At 51.0% G+C, this 23,724-nt stretch carries 17 protein-coding genes; 1 reads left to right on the top strand and 16 read right to left on the bottom strand.

All coding sequences use genetic code 11. The features are described from left to right. Positions 1-43 precede the first annotated feature (43 nt). The 5 genes from ACE5KN_RS04640 to ACE5KN_RS04620 all read right to left on the bottom strand — a co-directional run bounded on the left by ACE5KN_RS04640 (position 44) and on the right by ACE5KN_RS04620 (position 6,966). Positions 44-964 (bottom strand): serine/threonine protein kinase, encoded by a 921-nt coding sequence (locus tag ACE5KN_RS04640; protein WP_375523373.1) that lies wholly within the window; start codon positions 962-964, stop codon positions 44-46. Positions 965-1,026: 62 nt separating this feature from the next. Next, on the bottom strand, positions 1,027-2,298 hold the full coding sequence (locus ACE5KN_RS04635) for a methyl-accepting chemotaxis protein (RefSeq protein WP_375523374.1): 1,272 nt from the start codon (positions 2,296-2,298) through the stop codon (positions 1,027-1,029). Positions 2,299-2,424: 126 nt separating this feature from the next. Continuing rightward, positions 2,425-3,342, bottom strand: coding sequence for a RecB family exonuclease (locus ACE5KN_RS04630; protein ID WP_375523375.1), 918 nt, complete (start codon positions 3,340-3,342; stop codon positions 2,425-2,427). A 297-nt stretch (positions 3,343-3,639) separates the two neighbouring features. Beyond that, positions 3,640-5,154 (bottom strand): copper amine oxidase N-terminal domain-containing protein, encoded by a 1,515-nt coding sequence (locus ACE5KN_RS04625; RefSeq protein WP_375523376.1) that lies wholly within the window; start codon positions 5,152-5,154, stop codon positions 3,640-3,642. 144 nt (positions 5,155-5,298) lie between these two features. Continuing rightward, positions 5,299-6,966, bottom strand: a complete 1,668-nt coding sequence (locus ACE5KN_RS04620) for a PucR family transcriptional regulator (protein ID WP_375523377.1) — start codon at positions 6,964-6,966, stop codon at positions 5,299-5,301. Positions 6,967-7,143: 177 nt separating this feature from the next. Between ACE5KN_RS04620 and ald the strand changes: the two genes are divergently transcribed. Continuing rightward, positions 7,144-8,283 (top strand): alanine dehydrogenase, encoded by a 1,140-nt coding sequence (gene ald, locus ACE5KN_RS04615; RefSeq protein WP_375523378.1) that lies wholly within the window; start codon positions 7,144-7,146, stop codon positions 8,281-8,283. A gap of 139 nt (positions 8,284-8,422) precedes the next feature. Here the strand turns inward: ald and ACE5KN_RS04610 are convergent, their stop codons facing one another. The 11 genes from ACE5KN_RS04610 to ACE5KN_RS04560 all read right to left on the bottom strand — a co-directional run bounded on the left by ACE5KN_RS04610 (position 8,423) and on the right by ACE5KN_RS04560 (position 23,678). Continuing rightward, a complete protein-coding gene (locus tag ACE5KN_RS04610) occupies positions 8,423-9,322 on the bottom strand; it encodes a helix-turn-helix domain-containing protein (protein WP_375523379.1) in 900 nt (299 codons plus the stop codon). Positions 9,323-9,401: 79 nt separating this feature from the next. Next, a complete protein-coding gene (locus ACE5KN_RS04605; protein WP_375523380.1) occupies positions 9,402-10,826 on the bottom strand; it encodes a helix-turn-helix domain-containing protein in 1,425 nt (474 codons plus the stop codon). Between the two features lie 155 nt (positions 10,827-10,981). Continuing rightward, a complete protein-coding gene (locus ACE5KN_RS04600) occupies positions 10,982-14,668 on the bottom strand; it encodes a non-ribosomal peptide synthetase family protein (protein WP_375523381.1) in 3,687 nt (1,228 codons plus the stop codon). A gap of 65 nt (positions 14,669-14,733) precedes the next feature. Beyond that, complete coding sequence (locus ACE5KN_RS04595) at positions 14,734-16,485, bottom strand: methyl-accepting chemotaxis protein (protein ID WP_375523382.1); 1,752 nt, start codon at positions 16,483-16,485, stop codon at positions 14,734-14,736. Between the two features lie 335 nt (positions 16,486-16,820). Beyond that, positions 16,821-17,525: an ABC transporter ATP-binding protein gene (locus tag ACE5KN_RS04590; protein ID WP_375523383.1), complete on the bottom strand. Its 705-nt coding sequence runs from the start codon at positions 17,523-17,525 to the stop codon at positions 16,821-16,823. Then, positions 17,522-18,307 (bottom strand): ABC transporter ATP-binding protein, encoded by a 786-nt coding sequence (locus ACE5KN_RS04585; protein ID WP_375523384.1) that lies wholly within the window; start codon positions 18,305-18,307, stop codon positions 17,522-17,524. The genes ACE5KN_RS04590 and ACE5KN_RS04585 overlap by 4 nt, the downstream gene beginning before the upstream one ends. 27 nt (positions 18,308-18,334) lie before the next feature. Beyond that, entirely contained in the window at positions 18,335-19,591 is a 1,257-nt protein-coding gene (locus ACE5KN_RS04580) for a branched-chain amino acid ABC transporter permease (protein ID WP_375523385.1), read from the bottom strand. An 18-nt stretch (positions 19,592-19,609) separates the two neighbouring features. Beyond that, entirely contained in the window at positions 19,610-20,593 is a 984-nt protein-coding gene (locus ACE5KN_RS04575; RefSeq protein WP_375523386.1) for a branched-chain amino acid ABC transporter permease, read from the bottom strand. A gap of 129 nt (positions 20,594-20,722) precedes the next feature. Next, entirely contained in the window at positions 20,723-21,958 is a 1,236-nt protein-coding gene (locus ACE5KN_RS04570) for a branched-chain amino acid ABC transporter substrate-binding protein (protein WP_375523387.1), read from the bottom strand. Positions 21,959-22,305: 347 nt separating this feature from the next. Continuing rightward, a complete protein-coding gene (locus ACE5KN_RS04565; RefSeq protein WP_375523388.1) occupies positions 22,306-22,818 on the bottom strand; it encodes a mismatch-specific DNA-glycosylase in 513 nt (170 codons plus the stop codon). Beyond that, the gene (locus ACE5KN_RS04560; RefSeq protein WP_375523389.1) at positions 22,815-23,678 is read right to left on the bottom strand and encodes an aldo/keto reductase; all 864 of its coding nucleotides are present in this window, start codon (positions 23,676-23,678) and stop codon (positions 22,815-22,817) included. The genes ACE5KN_RS04565 and ACE5KN_RS04560 overlap by 4 nt, the downstream gene beginning before the upstream one ends. Positions 23,679-23,724: the final 46 nt, after the last annotated feature.

The raw sequence follows: 23,724 nt of genomic DNA, 5'->3' as shown, positions 1-23,724 counted from the left end.
ACAAAAAAAGGTGCACAAAAAAAAGGAAGCCAGACGAATACGGCTAACGTACCGATATTCGCTGAAGCTTCCTTTTTTTCATCAAATACTCCGCCCGCAGCGCACGTTTGAACCAGCCAAGCGATTTGCAGCGTTTATGGGGGTGCAGCGCCAGGCCGCTCCGGATGATCCGATCCAGCAACGGAGTGATGCCTTTCCCCGCAGCAGACACAAGCGTGTCTTCGAACAGCCTTTGTTTCACGTCAGGGGGAGGCGCACCGGTGCAGCAGCGGTACATGATTGCTGCCACGCTGTAAATATCCGATACCGGCCCCTGACGCGACTTTTTCGAATAAAACTCCAGTGGCGAATAACCCGATGTGGTAAAGATCGGATGATCCTCTTCCGCATAACGTACGGCAGAGCCGAAGTCAAGCAGCTTCACTTCGCCCTGAGGGCCAATCATAATATTGGAGGGTTTGATATCCCTGTGGATAATGCCTTGCGTATGGATATAATTCAGCGCATCCATCAACGGCAGCAAAGTATCGTGCATCAGTTGAAGGTCCCCCTCCCGCTTGTCCGCCAACAACTGCGCAAGCGTCGTCCCTTCACAGAACTCCATGACAAGATAAACCGTACCCCGCTCCTCGAAATGATCGATATAACGGACGATACCCGGATGCATCAATTCCTGTAAAATAACGGCTTCCTGCAAAAAGGCGTCCCGGAATTCATCAAACTTGGGCCGCAGTGTCCGCTGGGGACAGATCACCTCTCTTCTGTCCTGCCCCCGTGCCGCCAGGACGGTCGGAAACAGCTCTTTCACGATGACTTTCTCACGGGTGCTGATTTCTCTGGCGGTATATACGACGGATAAGGCACTGCTGGATAGAACGGACCTGATTTGATAGGTGCCGTCCAATTTTGTGCCGCGGGGCAAAACCTCCTCCCAGCCGTTGATTGCCTCATTATTGCTGATCAACCTTACCAAACCTCCCGCATGCTTATACTACTATCGTAACGTACACGATACTCTTCTTCACTTCAACCCTGAAGTGTCTGTGTTTTCAGCATAAGCTTGCCGGTAAGCGTTCTTAAATCATCCGACGCGGACGATATTTCCTGCATAATAGCCGTTTCCTCATGGGCCGCGCGATTGATTTGCTGCGCTCCCTCTGCGAACGAAGCTGACATCTCCCGAATCCGGTTCATGTAATTGTACGTCTGCTCAACACGGCCGGTCTGCTCGGAGACGGAGTTTTCCAGCATGCGCACCCCATCAACGAATTCATTAATAATCCGGTTAAGCTCATTCAGTGTCGCTTCCACCGAGCGGGTGCGTTCCGCTTCCTCTCTCACCAACGCATTTTGCTGCTGCATGAGGGAGACCGCTTCCGTAATCTGCTCTTGAATGCGACTGATCATTTGGTTGATTTCTTCCACAGAAGTGGAGCTTTGGGACGCAAGCGTTCGAATATGCTGGGCCACTACGGCGAACCCGCTTCCTTCCTCCCCTGCTCTGGCGGCTTCAATGGAAGCATTCAAGGCGAGCAAATGGGTCTGCTCGGCAATTTCCTTCACCGTATTCGTGATGTTCTCGATCCGTTCCGCTTCCCGTTCAAGCTTCAGGATCACTTCATGAGACCTCTGGTGGGAATCCGACAGGGCGTCCATTCCGCCCATCAGCGAGGAGAACAGCGACTGGGTCGAACGGACAGAGCCCTCCATATTGCCCGAAAGCTCCATCATCCGGTTGGATTTCGAATGCATCAGCCGGAAGTCCCCAAGCATCCGGTCGGCTGTCTGCAGAGACAGCTCGGAAGCCTTCTGCTGCTCCTCCACCCCGGAGACAATACCGTCCACCACATTGGACATGGACTCAATTTGCGTAGTCGCATGAGCGATGGCCGTGCTCAAGGTTTCAGCATTATGCGAGGTCGTCTTCGTGCTGTAGGCGATTTCGTCAAGCATGCCCCCGATATGAGCCAGCATATTGCGAAATGCATCGTACAGAACTGTAATCTCATCCCCGGAGCGCCGCTCCGGAATCACGACATGCCAATTGCCTCCCGTGGCTTCTTCCGCAGCCTTGGCCAGGCGGACAATAGGCCGAGTCAGCCACTTGGAGGTCAGCCAGCCGAGAATTCCCGTCCATATCACGCCGAGCAGCAAAATAATCGATACGTAGAGCCAGTCCGCCATACGGGGAGCAAGCCAGTCCTTCAGCACAAAGATGAAAAATGAGCTCGTCCCGTATGTTATGGCGGATATTGCTATAAAGCCTGCAACCAGTTTCGTTCCCAAGGATAATTTCATGGCTTACACCTCTGATATCGCTTTTTAAGTCTAATTTACCAGTAAATCCTAGCCGTAAGTGTGATAAATATCATTGATATTCTAAATTTTAAGAAAAAAGTCGCTTTTTCTTTAGGTCTTTTCTCCCTATACGAGCCTATGCTCGCACACTTCTCTGAAATTGCAGCTGCCGCAGGTACGCCGGGACGGCATGGGGGTAAAGAAGGACATGGGCTTCGGCTTGTTATAATACTCATCGTCCAGGCAGGATTTCATCTCTTCAATATATCGGCCCACATTCTCTTCAACTTTAGCGATTTCCTCCTGCTCCGGCTTATAAACTTCACTTTCACCGGAAACCAGATACTCCACCCGCAGCTCAAGCTGCTTCAGCGGAATATTATATTTCTCCCGTACATAGGCCGCATATAAGTATAGCTGGTCCGAGAAATCCCCCTCCTTGCCCGTCTTCCAGTCCACAATAACCATCGTGCCATTGTTCCGGCGGTACAGCAAGTCCATTTTGATATACACCTTCGTCTCATGGAGAAGCATCGTATCCCATTTTTCGACTTCAACGATATGGGCTTCTCCTGTGCTCAGCTCTTTCCATGTTGCAGATGTGTACAGGTTGCGGACAATGGCCTGACGGCGGTCGTTAATGATGGAGATCCGGTCTTGGAGCTTGTCCTCTCCATAATAAATCTCAGACAGCATCATCCGCTGCTTGGGCTGGCTGAGCCAGGCTTCACGGTCCAGGGATTCCTGATAACCCCGGTTCAGCATGTCCCTCATGGCCTTGTCCAGAAATTCCTGTCTCGGAGGCTCACGGCGCACGTCCAGCGCACGAACGGCCGACTCACACATGCGGTGGGCCAGATCGCCGAACAGCAAATATAAATTGCTCAGCTGCTTCAGGCGGTACAGCGCAGCTTGCTCCTCTGTAGCCAGCTCCCGGTTCCAGCCGTTGTGGGAACCATAATAATGAAAATAATATTTGCGCAGGCATTCATCAAACGTATTGGCCCTTGACTGAGAGTAGGACCAGGGCGGATACATAACCAACTTGGCCGTCCCCTCCTTGATAGAGGTAGTTCAAAAAGTCATCTTTTGATCACGAAGGAAGTCAGGAAGCGGACTCGACATCGAATCTTGAATTCAGCCGGGCCTAAGCGGATGCTTCCGAAGCATGCTGAAAACCTGACTTTTTGAACCCTCACTGATTGAAAAGTTCTACCGGATGATTATACATCAAACCAGCCCGGAATGGAGCAAAAAAGAAGAACAAACGTTCTTTATGAGCACAAAAAAATAGCAGACCCGCCACAGCGGAAGATCTGCTATTTTCCCTAATTCCAATATTTAATCTCTTTCGATGACGAACTCACCGTTCTGAACAGTTACCTCCGCTCCAAGAGCGGTGGCAGCCTGGCGAAGCGGAACATACAGCGTGCCGTCTTCATCGGCAAATACCGGCTGCGGCAGGTCAATCGTCCGATCGCCCACCTCGATCTGCTTCATTCCTTTTTTAATCACAAACTTCGCTTCCGTAATATCGTCGGTTACCGTGATTTGCTTCGCAGACGCATCCCAGTCCAGCTTGGCATCCAACTCGCCAGCGATATCCCGCAGGGCAATCATGGTCGTGCCTTTCTTGGTCACCAGGTCATAATAGCTGTCTTCCGGATCAATGACAATTTCCTTATGCGTTACCTTCAGGTCGTTCTTCAAAATATCATAAACCTTCGAGCTGCTGTCAAAATTGCGCAGAGTGTCTCCCGGTGTCAGTCCATCTCCTTCTACACTAATGACACCGCCGGAGGTGTCTACCTTATCGGCAGTTACGGCACCGTTCACATTCCACACCTCGCTCTCGGAGCGGAGCGTGAAAGAAGTAATCGGCAGATCATCCACTGCAGGGAGAGCGACGGTCAGCTCCGTACGGTCTTTGCGAACATCTTTATTCCCATCAAAATACAGGTCGGTTTTCAGCACGGTGTTTGGCCCCAGTACGGTCCGCAGCTCCGGCGCTTGCGTGTACATCAGGCTTACACCGGCATCATATTGGCTTATGAACTGGTCCAGCACACCTTTGGCTTCCGTATACAGGGTATTGACAATTTCTTCCTTGTTGGCGCCAAATTCGGACAAACCTTCCTCCATGCTTGCTTCTTCACCGGCAGCGGCGGCAATCTCGGCTGCAAGATCCAGCCCCTGTCCAATAAGCCGCTTCAGCCCTTCTTCATCCTGGGCCAGGCTCTGAAGCATCGGTTTAACCAACTGAACCAGCTCTTCTCCTGTCAGCTGCACGGACAGCTTCGTCAGATCAACCTTCTCTCCGTTCACTTCCTCGGTCACCTTATCAACCGAGATGTCCTTCGGATTCGGCGAATGCTCAATGAACAGTCCGGCTGCTTCCAGCACCAGATCATTGATTTTGTCTCTGTAAGCATAAGGATCGAACCCTTCAGGCAGCCCTTCAAGTGTTTCCGCCTGTTTCAAGTCTATGTAGTAGGGCTTCTTGGAGCCTTCGAGTTCAAACGCCAGCCCCGACCGATCCATGGACATGGCAAACGGCAGGCTTACATCCTGATAATGGAAAGCACCCTTGGCGGATATAACATCCTCCGATTGAACTTTTGCTTCATATACTGAAATCGATACAGAGTTAATAAAATCAATGATTTCCCGGTCTTCTGCCGAAGCGCTGCCAGTCGGCTCAACATGAAAGGACACTGTGGAACTGGACTCCTGCGGTTTGACTTTAAGTGTGCCGAGCAGTCCCTGGTTGACATCAAAGCCTCCTACCGCCTGGCATCCCGTTAAAATTACGAGCAGCAGGACAAGCGGAGCTGCAAGCCATGTTTTCAGCTTCATGTAAAATCCCCTTCCCCAAATTTATTTTTAAAAAATGATACGGCCTGGTTCCCTTTTCCATTATCGCAAGCTTGCCTTGATTTGTAAATCAGCCCCTTTTCGTTATATTCCTGCGGCAAGTTCTTAAGACCCGGTATGCAGGACTCAGCATCCTTCCGACTGCAGCATGCGGTGAGCAAGCAAGGCCATCTCCAGACAGCGCCTTTTATCAGGTTCAAGAAGATCAGTCCCGATGATTTCGGTGATTTTAGCGAGCCGGTTGTACAGCGTCTGCCGATGAATGTACAGCTTGTCGGCCGTATCCTTCTTGGAGCCATGGCATTGAAAATACATATCCAACGTGTTCAGCAGCTGCATTGGGTGCTCCTGATCATATGTTATGAGAGCGCCGAGATGGTCTTCAACAAATGCGGCAAGAAAAGGAGTAACAGGCACGGCCTTCAGCAGCTGGTAGATGCCCAGGTCGTTATAAAACAGTTTATCTTTCATACGTGCGACACTGCGCGCGGTTTCAATGACCTGGTAGGCCTCATGGAAACTCCGGTCCGTCTCCAGCATTCTAGTCCTGCTCTTTCCAAAGCCTGCGTGAATCCGCACCCCGCCCAGTTCCTCCTCCGCATACCGGTTCAAATGCTGCACAATATTGGACAGGACGCTCCTCAGATTCGTCAAGGAGCGCGTGGTAATCGATTCCTTGGCGCACAGCAGATAACACTGGTTGCCTTTCATCATAAGCAGGCTGTGCAAATTATTTTTTTTGAGCAGGGAGCGCAGCAGAACAAGGATATCCTGGTGAATCGCCTCGCGGCGCACCTGTCCGGACTCCTTATCGAGCGACTCCACTTCAATAATGCCTGCCATGAACAGATATTCACCCTTGGCAAGCAGACGAAGCCCCATCCGGGTCTTCGCCTGTTCCTCGCTTCTGATTTGCCCGTTCAGAATCTCCTGTATGAGCTCATTCTGATTACGCAGCAAACGCTCCTCCAAAAATTGGGTGCGCAGAACAAGCGTCGCGGCCGCTCTTGCCGTATAGTCCAGCAGCAAAGGTACAGCTTCACCCGGCTGCTCATCATGCAGCACAATACCGACGGCGGAGAACACCTGTCCGAAGCATACGACCGGCTGAAATAAGACAGAGGCATGGCCATTTAGTTGAAAAAGCAGATGATTCTCCCGGTCCGCACTCATACGCCCCTCTACTTCTCGTTCGTATATATCCCCCAGCCTCTCTGCAAGCTCCGAATTGACAGCAGGCACAAACCGGTTCGCTTCGATCGAAGAAATATACACAACAGGCCTTGATACATAATCATGCAGCAGCCGTAATATGGCGGACATGTCCGAACTGCGCAGCGTCTCCTGCTGAAGCTTGCGGGAGAAGCTTTCCAGACTCTGCAGCAGCAGATGATGACGGTTAATGAGCAGCGAGTGGATGTCCTGTGTAATTTCGACAAAACGGACCGGCTGCTCAAAGACGATCACCGGAAAATCATGCTCCTCGGCCCACTCCAAAATTTCATCAGGAACCGCATCAATCGTGGTGCCGAACTCCACACATAAGCCCGCGGCTCCCTGGCTGAACAATTGCTTCATATATTCAATCCGTTCTTCCTCATACCGCTTCAGCCACAGTCCGGTCGTTAAAATAAGGTCATTTCTGCTCACAAAGGGAGAGACATGCGTAATTTCCAGCACATGCACCCAGCGGACCGGGCGGTTTATCCCCCGCTCCCCGGCAGCCAGCCTGGCCCGGTGAAATACCGGACGCTTTAGTACATCCGCAATGGTAAACAGAGCTTCACCCTTCATCCGTCTCCCTCCTAATGTCACGATAGATAACATGGTTATCCGTTTATTACCAAGCTATTTTTGAAGCATCAACAATACGTCCAGCCTAAATTTGAAAATCATTGACACTTTGTATGATGCCATCCAAGGAGACCCTTTGTAAACTGATATTAAATCTAACATTCGAGGTGCATGGCCATGATCATCGGGGTTCCCAAGGAAATCAAGAATAATGAAAATCGGGTTGCTCTGACTCCTGCAGGAGCTTTGGAGCTGGTTCGCCAGGGCCACACTGTGTTGATCGAGCAGCATGCCGGTGCTGAAAGCGGATTTCAGGATGCGGATTATGCGAAAGCAGGAGCTTCCCTGGTCGAAAAGGCTGGGGACGTGTGGACACAGTCCGAAATGATTATGAAGGTAAAAGAACCGCTGGAAAGCGAATACGGATACTTCCGTCCAGGCCTCGTCCTGTTCACCTACCTTCATCTTGCTGCCGAACCGTCGCTTGCCAAGGCCTTGACCGCAAGCGGCGTGACAGCAATTGCCTATGAAACAATCACCGTGGGCGGAGCTCTGCCGCTGCTGACGCCGATGAGCGAGGTGGCCGGACGAATGTCCGTGCAGATCGGAGCCCAGCTGCTCGAACGGCCAAAAGGCGGAAAAGGCATCCTGCTGTCCGGTGTGCCCGGCGTCAAGCGCGGCAAAGTTGTCATTATCGGCGGCGGTGTCGTCGGAACGAATGCCGCCAAGCTGGCCATCGGGCTCGGAGCGGATGTGACCGTCATTGATCTGAGCCTGCACAGACTGCGGCAGCTGGATGATATTTTCGGCAATCAGATGAACACGCTCGTCTCCACCCCCTCCAACATCGCCCAAGCTGCCGCAGAAGCCGATTTGCTGATCGGAGCCGTTCTGATCCCAGGCGCCAAGGCCCCAAAGCTCGTAACTGAGGAAATGGTCAAAGCCATGAAGCCCGGCTCCGTCATTGTTGACGTGGCCATTGACCAGGGCGGCATCGTCGAGACGATCGACCGGATTACAACCCATGACCAGCCTACGTATGTAAAACACGGAGTTGTGCACTACGCTGTAGCCAACATGCCAGGGGCCGTTCCCCAAACCTCCACGATCGCGTTAACGAACGCCACCATGCCTTTTGCCGTACAAATTGCGGACAAGGGCGTTCTGGAAGCGATCCGAAGCAGCGAGGCGATCCGGAGCGGCACCAATGTAATGAACGGGAAAATAACGTACGAAGCGGTGGCGCATGATCTCGGTTATGACTATGTGCCCGTTCTTCAGGCCATGCAGGAAACGGCGCTCAAGCAGCCGAATTGAACCCGGATGGCCGCTTCCTCCGATTTTCAATTTGACAAAAAAAGTCGAGAACAGGAGCAAGTTTTCCCTGTTCTCGACTTTTTGTCCTTCGTTCCTATAAAAACCACTCATGGGACGCCCCGTTTCTTCCATTTAAAATTCAGACTTCTTCGAATGACAGGTTGGTAGGCTCGTCAAGCAGCTCCCCTGATATTTCCAAATTGGTGGAAGGCACGGTCTCGGGAACTTCTTCAAACGAAAAACGGTCCACCCACACCTGCCCGCGCCCTGCAAGCAGAACGCCGAATGAAATGGCAGCACTCTGCGGAGGCACATCGAGCACAATAGAGTAATGATTCCAGTCCAGTGTTCCTTTCAACTGCCGGTTGCTCATGTTGTCGAATTGCAGTATGTCACCGGCAGCGGTATCGACCCGCATCCATAATCCCGTATATCCCTCATCAACCTCCCGCGTTTTCACAAAAGCAGACAGCCTGATTCTTTTGCCAAGATAATACCCCGCCTTGAACATCTGCATCATCGTGGCGAACTGCTCGTGGGAATCAACAGTCACGGATCTAAGATAACCGGACCCGGTTCCCTGATGAACGACCTGCCGGTCAATACCCATTTCGTAGCAGGACGGATGGCTGCCGCTGAGAAACCAGCCCTTGATGCTATTGCTTTCCTTGTTCTGCAGCTGTGTCATAAATTCTTCCTCCTTGTCGGTTATTCGGCCCATCAGCTTGCGATAGCGGCCGGGCGGCAGATTATACACTTTTTTGAAAGCCCGGCTGAACGCTTCCTGGGACTCAAAGCCGAAACGGAGAGCGATATCGAGAATCCGCTCATCAGTAGACAGGATCGTGACCGCGGCCCTGGCAAGTCTGCGCATCCGTATATATTCGGCAATCGTCATTCCTGTTTCGTGCCGGAAGATCCGGTGAAAATGAAAGAAAGAGAAGCCAGCCTCCATCGCGAGAAGTTCTCCGTTCATTTCCGTTTCGAGATTATTTTCGATAAAACGGATAACTTTCTGAATGGCAGGATGATAGCTCACACAAACGCCTCCTTGATGTCCAGCTTAGCAGAACAAGGAGGCGCTTTTTTGATTTTTTTTGCTGACAGCTCCTGCCAAATCACCCGTTCTGCAGGACTGTAAGCTCTTCCTTGCACCCGCTGCTGCAAATGTGCTCAGTTTCTTTTCTGTATAGGGCGTATGTACTTTTAAATTGTGTCTGCATGGTGCCCGCCTCGTCCCGATGCTCTTCGTAAAGAAACATGCACTGCAGCATGATATCCTGCATCCCGCTTTCGCGCGCAAACCGTACGCTGTGCAAAAGAAATTCAAACCCTTCCTTGCACTTCTTCCCTGCAATCAGATAAGCCGCATAATAATAGTACAGTCTGGCGCGGCTTCGCATCCTGCCTTTTTCCGGCAAGGACCCGCCTCTTTCGGTCATCCATCCTACATGAATAAGATGCGAAAATTCGGAAAGCTCTTCATCCACATTATAATGATGCTCTACCGCTGCCCGCAGTATATTGGACACCCCATCTTCCGCTTCCTGCGGATGACGCCGCAGGAATTCGACATAGGGTGCAAGAGATTCCCTGCAGCCTTCCAACAGGTCGAGCTCAAGCAGCTTTCCTTCGGCCATCGTTTTGAGCATGCGAACGGCGGAACTTGCTCCACCACCGGAATCCTTGCCCCAGCTCATTTCTCTGCAGACGGCCATACACCTGCGCGCTCCCTCAAGGTCCCCCAGCTCTACCAGCACAGAGCCTTTAAGCAGCTGGCTCCTGGCGTAATAGACCGCCGGAATCCGTTCTTCCCCGGTGGTTTTGGAACGCATTCTTCCTTTCATGCTTCCATCACGGTAAGGGGACATGGCCTGGGCCAGCTCCTCCAGTTCAACTGCATACCGGTAAGCATCATCCCACCTGCCTGCCGCCGCAAATTGCTCAGCCAGATTCCACAATCCATCCATAACACAGTCTTCAGGCAGTCTGAAACGATAAGGGATAAAGCGGATTGCAGCATCCGCCGGTCTGTCCTGAAGCCTGCAGGCGATCAGAAAGATCCGGTACTGGCTCATGGCGAGCCTTTCCGAATGGCTGTATTTCTCGCTTTCGGCCACACATTCGTACAGTATGGACGCTTCCGCCAGGTAACCTTCCTCATACATCAAGCCCGCAGTGTCATAGATCCCGGGGACGTGGGCAAGATCATCCAGAAGCTGCCCAATCACCATACGAATGCATTCCGTCTTCCCCAGGGAAGCGCAGCGCATCAGGAAAGGACGCAGCCGGCGCCAATGAGGGGCAGCCTGGTGAAAACATTCGTCGACAAATAATTCATACAAGGTTCCTTCGTCGTAGCCCATCCCCCCTGTAATCCGGTCCAGCTGCCCAATAGACAACGGTTTGGGGCTGCGCACATTCAGAATGGAGCTTAGTGTCCCCCGATTGATTCCCGTAATCCGTGAGAACCGCTCCAGCGTGAGCCGGTTATGCTCCAAATGCTCCCTTAACAAATCGCGTATCGTAGTTGTGTGTTTCATGTTATCCACCCCCAGCTACGAAAATGATCATCCCATATGGAAAACACCATAATTTGGATAATATAATTATATTTTCAATAGTCGCATGCAGTCAATTCCATATTCCAATAAAAATCCCCCTTATCCGACAAAATGCGGATAAGGGGGATTGGGCATTAAATGCTCGCCAATGCTGTTGTTCTCGGCAAATAACCTATTTTGATGGCATGCTCTATCATTTTTTTCATAAAGTCGCTGTCGGGAATAGCACATGTAATGCCAGTTCCCTGCAGAGCCTCGGAGGTCAACTTGCATCCGTACCGGTAGCGGGAATCCTTCGCCCCGTCTCCTTCAAGCTGGGCAATCGCCAGCTTGACGCCTTCCGTGTTTTTCGGAGCGGCAGGATCAAATAGCCATGCCCTGTACGCCTCCTGCTCCATCAATTCAATCTCATATCCAAATTCACGAATGAGATTGACCCACGAGGTATAGGAGATCGTTTGCGGATTACAAATATGAAACACTTTGCCCGAAGAATCGGGCTGCATCGCAAGGGCAACGATCGATTTTCCCGCATAATCAATGGGAGTGAAATCGACCTCCCATTGTACCTCTGGAGCTTTGCCGAGCAGAAGCATTGCCTTTAACATACGATAGAATGAATTGCTGTCGATATTTTTCTGGAAAAGCCCGCTTTCCGAATGGCTGGATAAATTGCCTGCCCGATATATGCTGACATGCAGCCCCTGCTGTGCCGCAGCCATTAGCACTTTCTCCGCTTCAAGCTTGCTGTTCGTATAGAGGTTCTCTACCTTAAGATCCGGGGTCAGCGTTTGTTCGCTCACTACCTTCTCCCACTGACAGCTTAATGCCAGATCTTCCGGTATGCCCATTGTTGAAATATGATGGAACCGAACAGGATTTACACAACTGCGCGCAAACTCGATTAAGGAAAGTGTGCCGGCTATATTCGTTTTCGCGAATTGGTCTTCATCTCCGAAATGCCTTACGTCTGCGGCGCTATGCACAATCATATCCAGTACACCGGCCAGCTTATGCCTCATTTCGGATGTTATGCCCAGGTGCTCACGCTCCAAATCTCCATCTACTGTGATTACGCGGTCCTTCATAAGCTCTTGAACGGACGAGCCAAAGAAATACTCCATATGGCTCTGAATCCGTGCCAAACCTGGAATAATCCCTGGACGGACCAGGCAGTACACGATAGCTTTGCTTTGGACAAGCAGCTCATGCAGCAAATAAGCGCCAAGATATCCGGTGGCTCCCGTCAATAACACGGCTTTAGGCTCCCGAAAGCTGATTCCGCTCTTTCCATCCCGTTGTGGTATAGGCGGGTGCTCCTCCAGGGAAATAGCAGGTCCGGTCAACATAACAGAGCGCTCCGCCGTCTGCGGCTTTTCCATCAGCTGCCCGATGTGTGCAGATAACACTTCGGCTGTCCGATGCTGGAAGAAATCGTTTATTTTCAAATCCGGATAATGCGGCTTTAACAGGACCAGGACATGGATGATTGCCAAAGAGTCGCCGCCAATTGAGAAAAAGTCGTCATACCTGCCCACTTGTTCCACCTTCAGCACTTCCTGCCATGACTCTGCAACACGCCGCTCGATATCCGTAACCGGCGGCTCGAATCCGGTATCCGACTGGGCCATCACCCGATGATCGTAGTTTCTCAGGCTTTTCCGGTCGATCTTCCCTGTTGGCGAAGTCGGCATGGTTTCAAGCTGGACAATCCACTTTGGAATGAAATAGGAAGGCAGCTTGGTTCCCAGCAAACGTTTAACGTCAGGGGCTGGCAGTAGGCTCCCGTCTTTCGTTGTAAAGTAACCAACCAGCATGTTTTGGTCTTCCGTGTCCTTCTTGTGAATGACGGCAACATTTTGAACGTTAGGAATTTTGGCGAAGCTGTCCTCAATTTCCCCGATTTCAATGCGATGCCCCCGGATCTTGATTTGGGAATCGCGGCGGCCGACGTATTCGATGGTTCCGTCCGGAAGCAGCTTCGCAATATCGCCGGATTTATAGATTTGTCCTTCACCAAACGGATTCGCGATAAAGGCTTCCGCCGTTTTTTCCGGCTGGTTCAGGTAACCTTTGGCCAAACCTACGGTCGAAATATATACTTCTCCGGGCACATTAACCGGGCATAGCTGATTCTCTTCGTTAACAATATAAACCTTGTAATTATGAATAGGCTTGCCGATTGGAATATTCGTCAAGTCATCCGGTATAAGGCCTCTGATCGTGTGTGTGGTCGTGCATACGGTGCATTCCGTTGGCCCGTAGACATTAACAATTTCGATCGCATCCCTGAATTTGCGCTGAAAAGCACGAACCTGTTCGCCGTAAAGCGCTTCGCCCGCCACTGTAATCAGCTTTACGCCAGACAGCTTGCGGTAGCCTTCATCCGATAAATAGGCGGACAACTGGTTGAAGAACACGGTCGGAAGAATCGTGATGATGGTTGTTCCCGTTCTTTCGATGGCAGCGGCGAACTCCTCGACTGATACCCGTTCCTCCGGTGACAGCAGATACAAATGCGCACCGTAAAATAACGCACCAATCGTATCCCATACCGAGGCGTCAAAGCTGTAGGTAGCAAACTGTGTAAGCACATCATCAGGCCCAATCCGGCAATCCGTGCGAACCGTTTCCCCCAGGTTAACTACCCCTTCATGCGCGATAAGCGCACCCTTCGGTCTTCCCGTTGAGCCGGACGTGTAAATGATATAAGCAAGATCGTCATGTCTCACTCCGCTATCGACGTTTACGGCCCCTTCGTAAGCTTCTATCATGCCCGAATCCATTGAAATGATGTCCTTGACCGTCTCCAGTTCCGCACACAGCAGCGCCGCCTGCTCATTATATTCGGTTTTGGTGAGGATAAAGGAAGATCGTGTATCCGATAAAATGTAGCGATTGCGGTCTTCCGGATGCTCGGGATCAACCGGAACATATACACCCCCCGCCTTAAGGATACCGAGCAGGCTGATGATAAGTTCAAGGCTTCGCTCCATAAAAATCGTAACAAATTCACCTTTGCGTAATCCACGCTCCAGCAGCATCCGGGCGGTACGATTCGCTTTTTCGTTTAATTCCCGGTATGTCAATTGCCCATGAACCGACGACACCGCCATCCGTTCCGGAAATAAAACAGCTGCCTGCTCGAACATGCCATGAATGGTCATCGATTTGTCGTAAGGCCATGCCGTATCGTTCATTTGCTCGTAGACAGCCTTATCCTGCTCAGTCAAAATGTCGATGGCAGCGGTCGGGCGGTTTGCATCCGTAAGCGCCGCTCCGAGCAATGCATGGAAATATTGAATATACCTGTGAACCGTACCTTCCTTAAGGACGGAGCTGTCGTAAGTCACGCGTATGACCCGGTTGCCGTTTTCATCAAGCAGCTGCCAGTTTAGCAGCTCCTGCACTGTCCCGATCGGACGCCCAATGGAAAACCGGGTGTCAAACTGAAGGTCCGGGGCAGCTTCCGCGCCTGCGGCCATTTGGGCGATGATACTGTTTTTAAGGCTGGAAAAGGTCTGTTTTTGTTCAAAGCTCATCCACAGCGGAACGGATTTTCCTTCATCAGCGATCCACTCCACAATAATGTCAGATTCTCCTGATAAACGGAAAAGCAGCGCAAAATAAGCGGCTGCCAATATACCGGTTTGCTCTTCACCGGCTTTCAATTGCCCGAGCTTGGCGCTCAGGCTTTCCTCCATGAGAACATCTGCTGTTAAGTAGGAATACGTTCGGCCGTGACGTGACGAATCGAGCGGGATGTATAGCAGTGGACTTTCGGTTACCAAAGCAGTGGTGTGATGATTAATCTCCGTCATATCTAATTCCTCCTGAGCAGTAAAATGCCTCAACATCGGGTTCGATGCTAGAAAAATGGGTTGCCTTAAACACGTACTTGAAATTGGTTAATAAGTTCCTGAAGTTTTTCCGACAGAGCCGTAAGTTCGGTCGAGGAATCAACGATAGCCTCTATATCCGCTTTTTGCTCCTTGACGGAATCGGAAATTTTGGCGCTATTTACAGCTGTTACACCAACCGAAGCCGACAGGCTTTCAGACGTAGCCGTAAGCTCCTGCGTTCCTGCTGCCAGCTCTTCCGTCGAACTGGACACCTCTTGGATCTGCATCGTAACGTTTTGCGTGGCTTGCAGAATCTCGCTTAAAATCCGGCCCGTCGTATCCGTAATTTGCAGACCGCCGCCGACTTCACGAGTACCTTGCTCCAATGCCTCAACGGCTACCCGGATCAACTCTTGAATTTCTTTGACGAGCTCCGAAATTTGGTTTGCGGACTGATCCGACTGCTCGGCCAGCTTCCTCACCTCGCCGGCAACAACGGCAAAACCTTTGCCATGCTCCCCGACTCTTGCGGCTTCGATGGCAGCGTTCAATGCCAGCAGGTTGGTTTGGCTGGAAATGTTCATGATAATGGAAACGATATTCCCGATCTCCTGGGAACGGCTATCCAGTGACTTAATGGCACTCGTCGACTTGCCGACAAACGTTTGGATTTGCTCCATTTGCGTCATTACCTGCTTAACAGCCGTATTACCTTCAGTTGATTTCATTTCCATGTCGAAAGCTTCTTGTGCAACCTTCGAAGAATTTTCAGCGATGTTCTGGATGACAGTCGCTATTTCAGACATGGCTCTCGCCGTACTTACGGAAGCTTGCTCCTGCTCCACGATCCCCTGCGAAATTTCCTGAACGCTAGCTGTAATCAGGTTCGAATTTTTGCTGTTCTGCTCCGAGATTTCACGGAGGCTCTTGGCGGAATTCGTTACTGCATGAGAGGTATGCTGAACCTGGAGCATCATGTCGTTCATTTGGTTTACCATGCTGTTAAACTTGCTGTTCACGATGCCGAGATCATCCAGGCCTGTTTTCAGCTCGACATTCAAATTGCCGCTGCTGACCGCTTCAATGCCGCGCACCAATTCGTTAATGGGTTTCAAAGTCAAGCGGGAGAAATAAAACTGGATCAGGAAGATAAGCAGCATGAAAATAACCATAATGGTTATACCGTTCACAAGCATCTTATGAAGTCCTTGGGGAACGGCACTGGCATCCGCGTCCGCGCCGAAAAAGCCGATAATCTCTCCCTGCTGGTTCGTCATCGGGTAAAGGATCGTCGTCCAGATTCCGAAGTCATCGGTATAAAAGCTCGTAAATGTCGGTTGCTTCGTTTTAAGCATCTCAGCAATGCCGTTAGCCATAGCCTCCGGCTGTGCATACATATCGCCAATGTTCACGTTATCCGCCGAGAAAGCTTCAACGAGATTTGTGGGCATGGCTATCAGCGAAGTTTTGTTTCCATCCGCGAGCTCCGTGCCAAAGAGGTACGCTTGCGCGATATTCGGGTTGTATTTATGGATTTCGTCCAATTTGGCCTGCAGTTCGGCTTGCGCCGATCCTTGGTAACTCTTCTGGGTAATTGCTTGCGCTACGAGGGCCGGGTCGATTTCCTTGGCCCATTCCTGGGTAATCGCCGTAATTTGCTCCCGCAGCTGTTCAGTCAGGATAGATTTTTGTGTTATGTAACAGGATGCAATTAGAATCGTCCCAATCAAAATAATGTTAATAAAGGCCAGCAACAAATTTTTGGTGAAGAAAGACATACGTCTGATCAACAACATCAGTTTAACGCTCCTATTATGATTTTATTGTCGTAGATTTGGCTGCATTTTCAAATACGGCTTAATGCCCCCCTTTGTTATATTTAAAACTCCATATCATCTGACTTGACTATTAAACAACCGCTTTGCTGCCAAATTTCTACATAGACTATGTATTAATATCGGTCCTATTAACTAAGAAATTAATAGTTAATTGTAAAATTTTCGTGAAAAACAAGTTAAATATAGTTCTTTGTAACTACATTATGTAAATGCAAAAACCCTGGCACAACAACACAAACAGACACAGATTTTCAGCCTGTTTGTGTTGCTGCCCAGGGCCGCAAATACGCAAATTATGCAAGATAAGCTTCCTTCACCTGGCTGTTGGACAGCAGCTTGACGGCATCATCATGCATGATGATTTCTCCGGTCTGAATGACATAACCCCGGTGGGCGATCTGCAGTGCATGATACGCATTCTGCTCCACCAGCAATATCGTCATCCCTGCTTCGTTCAGCTCCTGAATGATTTCAAAAATTTGATCCACCAGCACCGGCGCCAGTCCCATGGACGGCTCATCCAGCAGCAAAATTTTCGGATTCATCATCAGCCCTCTGGCAATGGCGAGCATCTGCTGTTCCCCGCCGCTCATCGTGCCCCCGGCCTGATGATAACGCTCCTTTAGCCGTGGGAAATAAGTGAAGGCCTGCTCGATCCGCTGTTTGATCAGCTTTTTGTCCTTGACAGAGAAGGCTCCCATCTCCAGGTTTTCCTTGACCGTCAGCTTGGGAAAAATGCGCCGTCCTTCAGGAACATGCGCAATTCCACCCAAAGCGATCAGGTGCGGCTGCTCGGAGGCAATATCCTTTCCGGCGAATAGGATCCTGCCCTTGGTTCTGACCTGGCCGCAGATGGATTTTAACGTCGTGGACTTTCCCGCGCCGTTCGAACCGATGAGCGTTACGATCTCCCCCTCATTTACCTGAAGGGAAATTCCTTTTAACGCCTGAATCCCGCCATAATAAGCCTCTACATTTTCCAAAGCCAGCAAGCTCATAATGTCACCTCTTCTTCCAGAGCGCTCTTGCCGAGATACGCCTCAATGACCTTCGGATTCGAGCGAATTTCCTCGGGGCCGCCTTCCGCGATCTTCTCCCCATGGTCCAATACGAGAATATGATCGGACAGCTCCATGACCAGCTTCATATCATGCTCAATCAGGATGATCGAGGTGCCGAGCTCCTGCTGGATGCGGCGGATCAGCGCCGTCAGCTCTGCCGTCTCGCGCGGATTCATGCCGGCTGCCGGCTCATCCAGCAGCAGCACTGACGGCCTGGCCGCGAGCGCACGCGCAATCTCCAGCCGCCGCTGTGCCCCGTAGGACAGACTTGCCGCTTCCTCGTTGTACAATGTCTCCATCCCGACATATTCCAGCAGCCTGTACGCCGCGATCTTGGCCTGCTGCTCTTCATGCCTCACCCACGGCAAATTCAACAGCGTGCCAACCACACCTGACCGCAAATGAATGTGCATGCCGACCATGACATTCTCCAATACGGTCATACTGCCGAAAAGACGAATATTCTGGAATGTCCGCGCAATGCCCCGGCCAGTAATGCGGTCAGGCTTCACATTCACGATGGATTGGCCTTTCAGTTCAATTTGTCCTTCATCCGGAACATAGATCCCGGTGATCATATTAAAAAATGTCGTTTTCCCGGCACCGTTCGGTCCGATCACAGCCGATATTTTTCCTTCCGGAAATTCAAAATTCACGCCGTTCACGGCTGTAAGCCCGCCAAAACGCTTCACCAGATTCGTCACTTTTAATACCGCCATACAGGTTCCTCCCTTCGTATAAAATTTTCATTCCGATAGCGCTGTTCCCTTGACAGCAGCAGGCTGCTCCTTCACCTGTTCCAGCTTCACCAGCCGGTTTTTCGCGCGAATCAGTCCGTTCGGCCTGAAAATGGCGACAAGGATCAGAATTGCACCAAAAATGAACCGCTGCATTTTGGCGGGAGACAGCGCGTTTGGAACCTGCACAATTCCCTGCATGGACAGTTGATTCAGCCAGTTGGTGAACTCCGTGAGCACCTGGAGATTCAATATCGTTACAAGACTTGCCCCCAAAATGACCCCTGGAACGCTTCCCATCCCGCCGAGCACAACCATGACCAGAATCGTGGTCGACTCGATCAGTGTAAAGCTCGTCGGATCAATAAACGTCTGCTTGGCAGCGAATACGACACCCATCATGCCCGAGAAGGATGCGCCGATTGCAAAGGCCGTCAGCTTCGTCCGGATCAGCGGAATGCCCATGGACTGGGCAGCAATTTCATTCTCGCGAACAGCCTTCCAGGAGCGGCCAAGCCTGGAATGCTCGAATCTGCGGACCGCAAAAATAACAACCGCCAGAATGCCAATTACGATGAAATAAAATTGATGCGGAAACGTAAACTGGAAGCCGAACAGATTAGGGGGCTGGATGGAAGACAGGCCAAGCGCCCCGTTTGTAATGTTCACCGGCTTCTCCAGATTGTTGAATATAATGCGGATGATCTCACCGAAGCCGAGGGTTACGATCGCCAAATAGTCGCCTTTCACCCTCAGCACCGGCAGTCCCAGCAGAATGCCGAATATCCCGGCCATAAATCCGCCCAACAGGATGAAGATCCAAAATGATGTTCCCGACAGCGGAAACAGATCGCCAGAAATGAAGTTGTTGGCCTGTCCGGTGGCAAATATGCCGTACGTGTACGCGCCAACCGCAAAAAAAGCGACAAATCCCATATCCAGCAATCCGGCAAAGCCGACCACAATATTCAGCCCCAGTGCCATGGCAATATAAATGCCGCACTGGGTCGCCACTTCCATATACGACTCATACGCTGGACCGCCGGAGCTCGCAAAAGGAATGATCAGTACGAGCAGCACACCGGCAATAACCCACTTCATCCCGTTGCTGAAGGTTGTGTAATACAGCAGCAGCAGCGACCCAAGCAGAAGCAAAAAGGAAATGACCGATTTATCCATAAAATAGACGCCGGAGGCGGTCACCGCCACAAACAGCAGCAGCAGCGCAGCCTGCGCCGGTTTATTTGTAAACAAAGTCTTCTTCATGAACTCCACCGGATTCACCTACACTTTCTCTTTGACGGCTTTTCCGAACAAGCCCTCAGGTTTGAAGATCAGTACAATGATCAGAATCATGAATGCAAAAACATCCTTGTACTCTGCCCCAAAGTTGCCATTCGTAAGCAGCCCCAAATTGGCGGACGCGAACATCTCCAGCACCCCGATGACAATGCCGCCAAACATGGCCCCGCGGATGTTGCCGATTCCGCCCAATACCGCCGCCGTGAAGGCTTTCATGCCCAAAATAAAACCGATATAAGGGTCTATGGTTCCGTACTGCTGCGCAAACAGAACACCCGTGGAGCCTCCGAGTGCCGAGCCGATGAAAAAGGTAAGCACAATGACTTTATTTACGTTGATCGACATCAGGGACGCCGTCTCCCGGTCCTGGGCAACCGCCCGCATGGCCACTCCCCACTTTGTGCGGTTGACGAACAAATCCAGGCCCACCATCAGCAGCACCGCAATGATCAGAATAAAAATGGTGTTTGTTTTGATCGAGGTATCCGCGAAACCAGATACGGTGGAAAGAGGCAGATCGATTCTTCCTTCAAACAACGAAGGCGTGCTTACAATATAGTTGCCGGTTTTCAGCTCTGCGATAAAACGGATGAGATCCTGCAGCACAAAGGAAACTCCGAATGCGGAAATCAGGGAGATCAGCTTCGGCGCCTTGCGCAGCGGCCGGTAGGCGACCCGTTCAATCCCGACTCCGAGCGCTCCGGTCACCATCATGGCCACAAATATAATGAGTACATAGGACAGCCACGCGGGCAGGCCGCCCAGCAGGCCGAGGCTTTGAAACAGGAACAGCACGGCGGTCCCTGCGAAAGCGCCGGTCATAAAAATTTCCCCGTGCGCAAAATTGATCAGCTCCAGAATTCCGTAAACCATGGTGTAGCCCAGTGCGACCACGGCATATATGGCGCCTAATGCCAGCCCGTCAATCAGCACCTGCGGCAAGCTTTGCAATAACGTCGCAAACATGATTGGTTACCCCTTCCATCTGAAAAGAAAAACGTTTATCGATGTGTTCACCAAGACGCCAGTATTAAAAACTGCAGCCAGGCTGTATGTCCAATCCGGAACATACCTCCTGGCTGCGTGGATCCCAGATTACTTATTTTCGATTTCCGAAACCATCGCTCCCGGGTAGGCCGCCCCATCAAACTTATATATGAATACTTTGGCATACGCATTATCGCCGATCTCGTCAAAAGAAACCTTGGTCGCAACACCTTGGAAATCCTTCGTAGCCCTTACCGCGTCCCGTACTTTTTCCCGGGCTGGCAGTTCACCGCCGTTCTCTTCAATGGCTTTCTTGATCGCTTCCAGCATCACGCTCATCGAATCATAGGAGTAAACAGAATAACCCTCAGGCTTCTTGCTGAACTTCTGTTCATACTGCTCAGCCCATTGCTTGCCCTCTTCCATCTTCGTGATATCACCGGCGACGGAGCTGTAAAGCGAGCCATCGACATCTTTCCCGGCAATATCCACCAAGCCGGAGGAGTCAAGAGCATCGCCGCCCATAATGGGAGCCGCAATGCCTTTGCCACGGGCCTGCTTGATCAGAAGCCCGCCTTCAGCGTATAAACCGCCAAAGAAGATAAAATCCGGTTTTTTGCTGGCGGCAATGTTGAGCACCCCGTTAAAGTCCTTCTCGCCTACCGTAATCCCCTCATATCCGGAAATCGTGGCTCCAAGCTTTTCTGCTGCATCACGGAACGCTTCGGCAAGACCCTGCCCATATGCTGTTTTGTCTTGAATAACGAAGATATTCTTCGCTTTCACGTTGTTAACTGCATATTCTGCAGCTGCTGGTCCTTGGAAATCGTCACGGGCAACGACACGGTTCGCCACTTTCAGTTTTCTGTCTGTGAAGTCTGTAGCTGTACTGGCTGGAGAGATCATAGGAATGTTGTACTTCTCATAAACAACCGAGGACGGAATGGAAACGCCGGAATTCAGATGTCCGATCACACCCAGCACCGCTTGGTCGGCACCGATGAGCTCGGCATTGGCAACACCCTTCTTGGGGTCGCCCTGATCGTCATAAGGAACCAGCTCCAGGTCATATCCAAGAGCTTTAAACTCTTCCGCATGATCTTCCAGCGACATTTGTGCGCCAAGTTTGATCGCCTCGCCCTGGATGGCGCTCCCTCCGGATAACGGGGACTGGGTTGCAATTTTTATGACTTTTCCGCCACCCCCACCTGAAGCTGTGGTACCCGAGCTTTGCGGTGTGGTGCCAGTTGTGCCTCCTCCACCACTTCCGCCTCCGCAGCCGGCCAGCAGTCCGGCTATGAGTGTTAATGCCAACCATCCTTGTCCCTTTACCTTCACAAACATTCCCCCATTTAATTTAATGTCACTTTATTTAACATAAAGTGGTATTAATAATACACTTAGTATACACACAAACATATAATTGGGCAATTCCTTTTTTCGGTTTTTTTCTTCATAAATATCAGTTTTCGTTCATAATTTATTTATTTTTTAATGTTAAATATATATTATTATTAATTTATTTATAAATCAGATTACATTCCTTCGTTTTTTCTTCGTAAAAATGCAAGTGATCCAGGAAAAAGAATAAAAAAATTCAATTTATTTGTTATAAAAAATAACACAAAAATAACACAACCCCGGATGCTTCCCGGAATTGTGTTATTGAACATTTTTCATATCAAATAATTTTACTCTAAATCTGTCAAATACTCATTTAGTTTCCGATAAACCCCTACAATTTCATCCATCGGCATGCGCACAAGCCCGCTGGAGGAGGGGGCTACAAATTCATGCGTAAACGGAAGCTGCGGATCAGGCTGAAAGCCCCAATCCGCCTGTTTTTTTCGGCTGTACTCCGTATACACTCCCTTACCAACAAAACATGCCACCCGCGGTCGGTAGATCTCCAGCTTCCCACGCAAAATGCGCCTGCCCTCCGCATACTCCTCGCGGGTGATATCTTCAATGCCTCTGGTCGGTCTGGCCACAATGTTCGTGAACCCGTAGCCCAACTGCAGCAGCTCCCCGTCCTCTGCAGCTTGATACAGCCTTGGTGTCAGACCCGACTGATGCAGAATGCGCCAGAAGTTGTTGCGCGGGTTGGCATAATGATGCCCCGTTTCCCCCGAGCGCAGACTAGGATTGAAGCCGATAAAAACGACGGACAGGCCGTGCTCCAGATGATCAGGAATTCCATTCATACGATATCAAGCGGCATTTTGCATTTTGGAGCAGGGAACACCTCATCGATCTGCCGCAATTCCTCCTCTGTCAGCACAATGCGTGCAGCTTCGGCATTCTCCCGGATATGCGTCTCTTGGACAGCTTTTGGGATCGCGATCACATGCCCGCCGCGAATAACCCAGGCCAGGGCAATTTGCGCAGGACTCGCGCCATGATGTTCGGCAATCTGCCCGATGACTGGATGCTGCAGCAGCTCTTTTCGCAGCCTCCCGCCTTGGGCGATGGGACAGTAAGCCATGACGGGAACATGGTGTTCCCTGCACCAGGGCAGCAGATCATACTCGATGCCGCGGGATGCCGCATGGTACAGCACCTGATTGACCGCGCACTCCGTACCGCCCGGAAGCTGCCACAACTCCTCCATGTCGGCCGTATCCAGATTGGAAACGCCCCAGCGTCTGATTTTCCCTTCCCTGCGCAGCTTCTCCATGCCTCGAACAGTTTCTTCAAACGGAATACTGCCGCGCCAGTGTAACAGATACAGATCGGCATAGTCCGTGCCGAGGCGCTTCAGACTGGCCTCACAGGCCGCCGCCAGCCCTTTGCTGTCCGCATGATGCGGATAAGCCTTGGTCACGATAAATACGCGATCCCGCTTCCCTTTTACCGCTTGCCCGACGATTTTCTCAGCCTCTCCGTTCGCATACATTTCCGCTGTGTCGATTAGGGTCATGCCGAGATCAATGCCTGTCTGCAGCGCCTTGATCTCAGCATCCCGTGCGAAGGCGTTCTCCCCCATGTTCCAGGTTCCCTGGCCGATGACGGGCACATCTGTGCCATCAGGCAGCTTCACACCTTTATGTTGTTGACCGCTCATTATGTCCCCTCCTTGGATAATTTCTTCTTCACTCCTCTACATTTAT

Source organism: Paenibacillus terreus (assembly GCF_042138595.1).
GTDB classification, from domain to species: Bacteria; Bacillota; Bacilli; order Paenibacillales; family Paenibacillaceae; genus Paenibacillus; species Paenibacillus terreus.
The sequence above is the reverse complement of the archived record's forward strand: the minus strand, read 5'-3'. Positions and strand labels throughout refer to the sequence as shown.